9 protein-coding genes are annotated in these 8,742 nt (G+C 61.6%); 1 reads left to right on the forward strand and 8 read right to left on the reverse strand.

The genetic code is table 11. The features are described from left to right. Positions 1-75: 75 nt before the first annotated feature. The 5 genes from recG to exbB all read right to left on the reverse strand — a co-directional run bounded on the left by recG (position 76) and on the right by exbB (position 5,408). Positions 76-2,151: an ATP-dependent DNA helicase RecG gene (gene recG / locus ACIPZE_RS26125; RefSeq protein ID WP_400776227.1), complete on the reverse strand. Its 2,076-nt coding sequence runs from the start codon at positions 2,149-2,151 to the stop codon at positions 76-78. Positions 2,152-2,160: 9 nt separating this feature from the next. Then, entirely contained in the window at positions 2,161-3,090 is a 930-nt protein-coding gene (locus ACIPZE_RS26130) for a LysR substrate-binding domain-containing protein (RefSeq protein WP_400776229.1), read from the reverse strand. A gap of 183 nt (positions 3,091-3,273) precedes the next feature. Further along, positions 3,274-4,023 (reverse strand): energy transducer TonB, encoded by a 750-nt coding sequence (locus ACIPZE_RS26135; RefSeq protein WP_129386553.1) that lies wholly within the window; start codon positions 4,021-4,023, stop codon positions 3,274-3,276. Beyond that, positions 4,020-4,448: a TonB system transport protein ExbD gene (gene exbD, locus ACIPZE_RS26140; protein WP_129386550.1), complete on the reverse strand. Its 429-nt coding sequence runs from the start codon at positions 4,446-4,448 to the stop codon at positions 4,020-4,022. Before exbD ends, ACIPZE_RS26135 begins: the two co-directional genes overlap by 4 nt. Positions 4,449-4,454: 6 nt before the next feature. Next, on the reverse strand, positions 4,455-5,408 hold the full coding sequence (gene exbB / locus ACIPZE_RS26145; protein ID WP_283438339.1) for a tonB-system energizer ExbB: 954 nt from the start codon (positions 5,406-5,408) through the stop codon (positions 4,455-4,457). 189 nt (positions 5,409-5,597) lie between these two features. Between exbB and ACIPZE_RS26150 the strand changes: the two genes are divergently transcribed. Continuing rightward, a complete protein-coding gene (locus ACIPZE_RS26150) occupies positions 5,598-6,455 on the forward strand; it encodes an SDR family oxidoreductase (RefSeq protein WP_400776232.1) in 858 nt (285 codons plus the stop codon). Positions 6,456-6,594: 139 nt separating this feature from the next. On the opposite strand, the gene ACIPZE_RS26155 is transcribed toward ACIPZE_RS26150, so the two are convergent. The 3 genes from ACIPZE_RS26155 to ACIPZE_RS26165 all read right to left on the reverse strand — a co-directional run. Continuing rightward, positions 6,595-7,335 (reverse strand): hypothetical protein, encoded by a 741-nt coding sequence (locus tag ACIPZE_RS26155; protein ID WP_400776235.1) that lies wholly within the window; start codon positions 7,333-7,335, stop codon positions 6,595-6,597. 68 nt (positions 7,336-7,403) lie between these two features. Then, a complete protein-coding gene (locus tag ACIPZE_RS26160; protein ID WP_003229509.1) occupies positions 7,404-7,784 on the reverse strand; it encodes a RidA family protein in 381 nt (126 codons plus the stop codon). 24 nt (positions 7,785-7,808) lie between these two features. Then, the coding region (locus ACIPZE_RS26165) for a TGS domain-containing protein (RefSeq protein WP_400776237.1) at positions 7,809-8,742 on the reverse strand (934 nt) is incomplete at its 5' end.

An 8,742-nucleotide genomic window follows, 5' to 3' on the forward strand; every position in this document is an offset into this window, starting at 1 on the left:
TGTATCCGTTTTTGAAACAATGGCAGGAGTATAACCAGCTTGGTCGGAACGATCTGTCAGAAACTGCGACGGTGCTCACACTTGGCCGTATTGCTGCCCGTGGCGCAACCAGCGATCGAGTAACGGGCTGACGTGGGTTGGCCAGCGTTCCAGCAAGGCTTGTGCGGCGTCGCGTACGGCGGGTAACAAGTCGGCGTCGCGCATCAGGTCGGCGACTTTGAATTGCAGCAGACCGGTCTGGCGGGTGCCGAGCATTTCGCCGGGGCCGCGCAATTCGAGGTCTTTTTCGGCGATGACGAAACCGTCGTTGGTCTCACGCATGATGCCAAGACGCTGACGACCGATCTGCGACAGCGGCGGATGGTAAAGCAGCACGCAATGGCTGGCGGCGCTGCCCCGGCCGACCCGACCACGCAACTGGTGCAGTTGCGCGAGGCCTAGGCGTTCTGGGTTTTCGATGATCATCAGGCTGGCGTTGGGCACGTCGACGCCGACTTCGATCACTGTGGTGGCGACCAGCAGTTGCAGGTTGCCAGCCTTGAATTCGGCCATGACGGCGGCCTTCTCGACGGGCTTCATGCGCCCGTGGATCAGGCCGACTTTCAATTCGCCGAGGGCGAGGGTGAGGTCTTCGAAGGTGGTTTCGGCTGCCTGACAGGTCAGCTCTTCCGACTCTTCAATCAGCGTGCACACCCAATAGGCCTGACGGCCCTCGGCGCAGGCACCGCGCACCCGTTCGATGACTTCGACGCGGCGGGTGTCGGTGACCAGCACGGTATTGACCGGGGTTCGACCGGGCGGCAGTTCGTCGAGGATCGAGGTGTCGAGGTCGGCGTAGGCGCTCATCGCCAGGGTGCGGGGAATCGGCGTGGCGGTCATGATCAGTTGATGCGGGCACATGCGCCCGCCGACGCCTTTCTGTCGCAGCGCCAGACGCTGTTGCACGCCGAAGCGGTGCTGTTCGTCGATGATCACCAGCGCCAGATTCTTGAACTGCACTTCGTCCTGAAACAGCGCGTGAGTGCCGACCACCATGGGTGTGCCGCTGGCGATCTGTTCCAGTGCGGCGACGCGGTTTTTGCCCTTGAGCTTGCCGGCCAGCCACGCCACTTCAATGCCCAGCGGTTCGAGCCAGCGCTTGAAGGTGATGAAGTGCTGCTCGGCGAGAATCTCGGTCGGCGCCATCAGTGCGACCTGATAACCGGCCTCCAGCGCTTGCAGTGCAGCGAGAGCCGCGACCACCGTTTTGCCCGCGCCCACATCGCCCTGAATCAGCCGCAGCATCGGTTCATGCTGACTGAGGTCGTAGGCGATCTCGTTGCCGACCCGCTGTTGCGCGCCGGTCGGACTGAAACCGAGGTTGGCGAGGTATTTCGGCGGCAGCTTTTTCGCTTTCGGCATGGCCGGCGCGCGCAGTGAACGCATGCTTTCGCGCAGGCGTTGCTGTGAGAGTTGATGCGTCAACAGTTCTTCGAAGGCCAGACGATGCTGCGCCCAGTGATGACCGAGGGCGAGTTCGTCGACGTCGGCATCGGCAGGCGGGTTGTGCAGGTAACGGATCGCGTCGGCCAGCGGCGCCAGTTGATAGTCGCGCGCCAGTTCGGTCGGCAGCCAGTCGGGCAGGGTGTCTGGCTTGAGCATGGTCAGCGTCTGCAGGCATAACTGGCGCAGACGTGCTTGGGTCAGGCCTTCGGTCAGCGGGTAGACCGGGGTCAGGGTTTCATCGACCGGCGGCGGTTCGTCGCCAGTGATGGCACGGTATTCCGGGTGGTAGATTTCAAGGCCTGACGCGCCGGGCCGGGCTTCGCCGTAGCAGCGCACCCGCGTGCCGCGCTTGAGGCCTTCTTTCTGCGCGTTGCTGAAATGATAGAAGCGCAGGCTCAGACCACCGGTGCCGTCCTGCAAGCGCACGACGAGGCTGCGGCGGCGGCCCATGACCACGTCGGCGCCGCTGACGGTGCCTTCGACCACGGCGTCCTGTCCCGGCCGCAACGCACCGATCGGCACCACGCGGGTGCGATCCTGATAGCGCAGCGGCAGGTGGAACAGCACGTCCTGAAGATTCTCCAGACCGACCTTGGCCAATTTCTCGGCCATGGCTTCGCCGACACCCTTGAGTGCCGTCACCGACACTTGCGACAGCTCAGTCATGACGCTCGCTTAACCGGCTGTAACCGGTGCCGCTGGCTTGGCCACCGAACACAGGCGAATGGAGTCGGCGAGGATCTCGATGGCTTTCGGCCGTGGGAAGCTTGCGCGCCAGGCGATGGCCACGGTGCGGAATGGCACCGGCGGCGACAGCGGGCGCACTTCGATCACGCCGGGAGCGTAGTGATGGCTGTCGACGGCCGACAACGGCAGGATCGAGATGCCCAGACCGGAGGCGACCATGTGGCGAATGGTTTCCAGCGAGCTGGATTCGACCGTGGTGTGCCTGGCGGCGTCGTGGCCCTTGGTCAGGGTCGGGCAGGCTTCGAGAACCTGGTCGCGGAAGCAGTGGCCTTCGCCGAGCAGCAGCAGGCTCTTGTCGTTGAGCAGGCCGGCGTCGATGGTGTCTTTTTGCGTCCACGGGTGCTGGGCCGGCATCAAGACGTAGAACGGCTCGTCGTAGAGCGGCAGGGTCAGCACGTCAGCTTCGTTGAACGGCAGGGCGATGATGATCGCGTCGAGTTCGCCGTTGCGCAGTTTGTCGCGCAGCACGTGGGTGAAGTTTTCTTCGATGTACAACGGCATCTGCGGGGCGACCCGGTGCAGTTGTGGAATCAGGTGCGGGAACAGGTACGGGCCGACGGTGTAGATCGCGCCGACTTTCAGCGGCGCGGTCAGCTGGTTTTTGCCGGCCTGGGCCAGTTCGCGGATGCCTTGAGCCTGCTCGAGGACTTTCTGCGCCTGGGCGACGATGCCTTCGCCGACCGGGGTCAGGCGCACGGCGCTTTTGCTGCGCTCGAAAATCAGCACACCGAGTTCGTCTTCAAGCTTTTTCACGCCGACCGACAGGGTCGGCTGGCTGACGTGGCAACGTTCGGCGGCGTGGCCGAAATGCTGCTCTTGGGCGAGGGTAACGATGTAGCGTAATTCTGTGAGGGTCATAGCAAGCGTCCATGAAGATGCGGGCCAAGCATACCGGCTGCAATCGATAGACGCACGTTATCAGACTGAGTGTGGAATGCGACCGAGGCAAAAAGCAAAAGATCGCAGCCTTCGGCAGCTCCTACAGGGAAATGCATTCCAATGTAGGAGCTGCCGAAGGCTGCGATCTTTTGATCTTGCTATTTAACGGCGGCGTTTCTCGAGGGAGTAAACAAACGGCGCAACAATTTCGATCGAGCCATTGGTCAACATGTCGGCCGGTGGCTTGGGCAGCGGTTGGGCGCGGCGGATCATTTCCAGGGTGGCCCGGTCCAGATCGGCGTTGCCAGAACGGCCCACCAGTTCGAACGACAACACGTTACCTTCGGCATCCACCACGAAGCGCAAGCGGTTCAAGCCTTCTTTGCCACGCATCTGTGCACTTTGCGGGTACTTTTTGTACTTCGCCAAATGCGCGAGCAGAGTGCCTTGCCAACTGGCTTTGGCCGCTACCTGTGCCGGTGACGGGCCCGGTGCAGGTTGCGCGGATTTCTCCGACGGTGCCTGAGCCTGTTGGGTTTCAGCCGGTTTTTCCTCGGAAGGTTTCTCCTTAACTGGTTGCGGCTTCTCGACCGGTTTTGGCGGTTGAGGTTTTGGCTTCGGCTTCGGTTTGGGCTTCGGCACGGCAATTTCTGCCTTGGGTGCTTCGGCCAGTTTCGGAATCGGCAGCTCTTCGACCGGAGCCGGCGGCTGCGGCGGGGTGACGACTTTCGGCGGAGCAGGCGGTGGCGGGGCCGGAACCGGTGCCAGCTCGACCATCATTGCCTGCGGCGGCAATTCGATGGGCGGGCGGGCGGTCCAGTTCAGCGCCAGCGCGATGGCCAGCGCGTGAACGCCCAGCACCACGGCCAGGCTCCCGCCGTAACGCGTCAGCTTATGGCGCGTCTTGATCATTTCTTGGCTGCCGTCTCAAGTCCGACCAGGCCGACCTTCAGGTAACCGGCGCCGCGCAGTTTGTCCATCACGCTCATCAGGTCGCCGTAATCCACGCCTTTATCGGCCTGGAAGAAGATCGTGGTGTCTTTCTTGCCGTGAGTCTTGGCGTCGAGGAAGGCGCCGAGGGTTTCTGGCGTCACTTCGTCTTCGCCGATGAACAGGCGCTGATCAGCTTTTACGCTGAGGAACACCGGTTTCTCCGGCCGCGGCGCCGGTTTGGCGGTCGAGGCAGGCAGGTCGACTTTGATATCCACGGTGGCCAACGGAGCAGCCACCATGAAGATGATCAACAGCACCAGCATCACGTCGATGAACGGCGTGACGTTGATTTCGTGGTTCTCGGCCAGATCGTCGTCTGCGCCTTCTTTCAAATGCAGGCCCATGGCCGATTACCCCACTTTGACCATGTGCGGCTGCGAGCTGCGCTCAGGCTGGTGGTCGAGGTCGCGGCTGACCAGCAGCAGAACTTCTGCCGATGCGTCGGAAACCTGCGCCTTGTAACCGGCGATGGAGCGGGCGAACACGTTGTAGATCACCACGGCTGGAATCGCTGCAACCAGACCCAGTGCGGTGGCCAGCAGTGCTTCAGCAATACCTGGCGCGACAACGGCAAGGTTGGTGGTCTGGGTTTTGGCGATGCCGATGAAGGAGTTCATGATGCCCCAGACGGTACCGAACAGACCGACGAACGGCGCGGTCGAACCGATGGTCGCGAGCACGCCGGTGCCGCTGCTCATGTTGCGGCCACAGGCTGCAACCAGGCGCTCGAGACGGAAGCTGACGCGTTCCTTGATGCCTTCTTTCTCACGGCTGTTGACCGACAGGCGCATCTCTTCGAGCGCGTCGTGCACCAGCAGGTTGGCGAGGGTGCCTTCCTTGCCTGCGGTGGCGCTGGCTTCTTTAAGGGTGGTAGCTTTTTTCAGCGCAGCGATTTCACCACGCAGACGACGCTTGGCGCCGATCAGCTCGAAGCCTTTGGCGATCCAGATGGTCCAGGTGATGATCGACGCGATGGCCAGACCGATCATCACGATTTTCACGATGATGTCGGCGTTCTGGTACATGCCCCATGGCGACAGGTCGTGGGCCATGCCCAGGCTGTTGTCGGCTTCGAGGACTTCAGGCACATCGGCAGCGTCGACGGCTTGCACCGGATCGGTGGCGGCCGGGGTAGCAGGAGCGGCGGCTGGTGCGCTTTGCTCGGTGGCGGCTGGCGTTGCAGGTGCCTGAGCGTCGGCAAAAGCGGCAGTCGGTGCCAGCATCAGGCTGAGCAACAGAGCCGCCACCGCGCTCCAGGCGCGAGGTCGTTTGGTTGGCGAAGCGGGGAATTGATTACGTGTCATGCTGGCCGGACCTGAGATAGAAAAACGTTTAGTGCTCTTCCAGGCCTCGTGAGGCCGAGAACAAAAGTGGCCTGCATTATTGCAAGTAATTCTTGTTAACAAAAGTAATAGAGTATCTTTTTTTCCTGCATTGCTAGCCGCTCGTCCTTTGTCGGCGCTAGTCTGTGCCTTTCCGATAGGAGTTTTTTGATGTCCGCGCCTTCTGTTTTGATTGCCGGTTGTGGTGATGTCGGCAGTCGTCTGGCCGCGCAATTGCTGGCGGCCGGCTGGGAAGTTCATGGCCTGCGCCGGGACATTTCCAAGCTGCCTGACGGTGTCATCGGCGTTGCCGGCGACCTGTTCAACGAAGACTGCCCGGCGACCTGGCCGGTGGGGGCGGTGGATTACCTGGTGTATTGCGCAGCAGCGACTGATCACGATGAAGCCGGTTACCGCGCAGCTTATGTGCAGGGTCTGCAGAATGTGCTGAGCTGGCTGGATGACTACGGGCAAACACCTGAACGGCTGATCTTCGTTTCCAGCAGCAGTGTGTACGGGCAGCAGGGGGGTGAGTGGGTTGACGAGACATCGGCAACGGTCGCCGCCGGTTATTCCGGACGGCTGATGCTCGAAGCGGAGCAAGTTGCCCTCAATAGCGGGATCCCGGCGAGCATCCTGCGCCTGACCGGTATTTACGGCCCGGGCCGCGAATGGCTGCTGACTCAGGTGCGTCGCGGTTATCGCGTGGCGGTTGAGCCGCCGCTGTATGGCAACCGGATCCATGCTGACGACGCCGCCGGGTTGCTGGCATTTCTGCTGGAGAAAGATCGGCAGGGCGTGAAGCTGGAGGATTTCTATATTGGCGTTGACGATGCGCCGGCACCGTTGGCGGAAGTAGTCGGATGGTTGCGTGAATACCTGGGCGTAACCGAATGGGCCGACGATGCCAGTGTGCGGCGCACGGGCAGCAAGCGTTGCAGCAATGAGCGGGCGAAAGCCTTGGGCTGGACGCCGAAGTACCCAAGCTATCGCGAAGGTTACGCCGCGATCCTCGAAGGTAAATGCTGACCTTGAGACACCCCAAAACAACTGTAGGAGTGAGCCTGCTCGCGATGAGGCCATAACATTCAACACTTGTGCTGACTGTTACACCGCTATCGCGAGCAGGCTCACTCCTACAGGGAAGGTCTGCGTTTTCAGAGGTGGATTACTGCTTTTCGAGCAACCACTTGCGCTCACCAGCGGTGAACTGCGGTTGTTCGTCCGCTTGAGCGGAGTTCACCGCTTGCAGGATTTCCAGCTCTTTGCCTTTGCGCACAAAGATCCAGTTATTACCTTGGCCATTCTGTTGCAGCCACATGCTGTCGTTGCCATTGCTCATCGACGCGCAATCGCCCGCCAAACACAGCGCGTAGCGATCGGCACCGGGCAAACCAGACACTTGGCCATCAGCCTGGAACTGCACGGTGCTGCCTTCGCCCTGGCCACTGGCGATTGTCCAGTTACCGCCCAGGTAGGCCGAATACAGCGCACGTTCGAAACTGGCACCGATCGGCGCGCCTTCCGGTACCGGGATTTGCGCACGGTCAAACAACTGTTCCGGTTCGTTGTCGCTGGCGGCTTGCTGCAGTTGCCCGCCGTCGCGTTTCAGCTCACTGGCGGAACTGCCATAGAAGTCGACTTTCCAGGCGCCGGATTTTTCACCCAGCAGCCGTCCTTCGACGTTCTCAAAACCGTTGGTGTAGCGAGCCTGACTGGCTTTGGTGTTGACGTCCCATTCCAGATTCGGGCCGTAGGCCTGAAGCGCTTCGCGCAGGGGGCCGCCCTTGGCAGCGGCATCGATCGCCACCTGATTGATCCAGGTGCCGCTGATGTCACGGTCGGCAGGGTTGCTGGCGCAGCCGCCGAGGAAAATGGCGAGCAGCGAGAGAACTAGCGCTTTGCGCATGGTGGAATCCTTTCAAAACCTTTTCTTGCAGAGCAGTCGGCGCGGCGTTGAGGGCCGCGCCGTGCGCATCACTCGATGACCAGGATGGCATCCATTTCAACTTGCGAACCCTTTGGCAGGGCAGCAACGCCGATGGCGGCGCGAGCCGGGTACGGCTGGTCGAAGTATTTGCCCATGATCTCGTTGACCTTGGCGAAGTGGCTCAGGTCGGTGAGGAAGATGTTCAGTTTGACGATGTCCTTGAACGAACCGCCGGCCGCTTCGGCCACGGCTTTGAGGTTCTCGAACACCTGGACGGTCTGGGCTTCGAAGCCTTCAACCAGTTCCATGGTTTTTGGGTCCAGAGGAATCTGACCCGACATGTAAACGGTATTGCCAGCCTTGATCGCCTGGGAGTAAGTACCGATGGCGGCCGGGGCCTTGTCGCTGGTGATAACAGTCTTGGTCATGTATGACTCCTTGTAATGGTTGAGTTATGCACGCATGCGGGTGATGCGGATCACCCCGGTCAAGGCGCGCAGTTTCTTGATCACGCGGGCCAGGTGCACACGGTCGTGGACGCTGACCACCAACTGGACCACGCTGATGCGACCATCGCGTTCGTCCATGCTGATTTTCTCGATATTGCCGTCGGCCGCGTTGACGCTGCTGGCCAGCAACGCGATCAGGCCGCGTTGGTGTTCCAGCTCGACACGCAGTTCGACGTTGAATTCGCCGGTGACATCCTTGGCCCACGAGAGCTGGATGCATTTTTCCGGGTTGTGCCGGATTTCGCTGATGTTGCGGCAGTTGTCGAGGTGCACGACCATGCCTTTGCCCGCCGACAGGTGCCCGACAATCGGGTCGCCCGGGATCGGCGTGCAGCACTTGGCGTAGCTGAGGACCAGGCCTTCGGTACCACGAATCGCCAGCGGGCCTTCCGGGCTTGGCAACTGTTCGCCTTCGCCGAGCAGGCGGCGGGCGACCACGTAGGCCATGCGGTTGCCGAGGCCGATGTCTTCGAGCAGGTCTTCGATCAGTTCGAGGCGGTACTCGGTAAGCATCGCCTTGACGCGTTCGGCCGGGATCTTCTCCAGCGAGCTGTCGAAACCGTTGAGCACCTTGTTCAGCAGACGTTCGCCGAGGCTGATGGATTCGGAGCGGCGTTGCAGTTTCAGCGCATGGCGGATGTGCGTGCGTGCCTTGCCGGTCACCACGAAATTCAGCCACGCCGGATTCGGTCGGGCGCCGGGGGCACTGACGATCTCGACCGTGGAGCCGCTTTGCAGCGGTTCGGACAGCGGCGCGAGACGACGGTTGATCCGGCAGGCGATGCAGCTGTTGCCGACGTCGGTGTGCACCGCGTAGGCGAAGTCGACCGCCGTGGAGCCTTTCGGCAGCTCCATGATCCGGCCTTTTGGCGTGAAC

This window comes from Pseudomonas sp. NPDC089741, assembly GCF_044748825.1.
Taxonomy (GTDB): Bacteria; Pseudomonadota; Gammaproteobacteria; order Pseudomonadales; family Pseudomonadaceae; genus Aquipseudomonas; species Aquipseudomonas helmanticensis.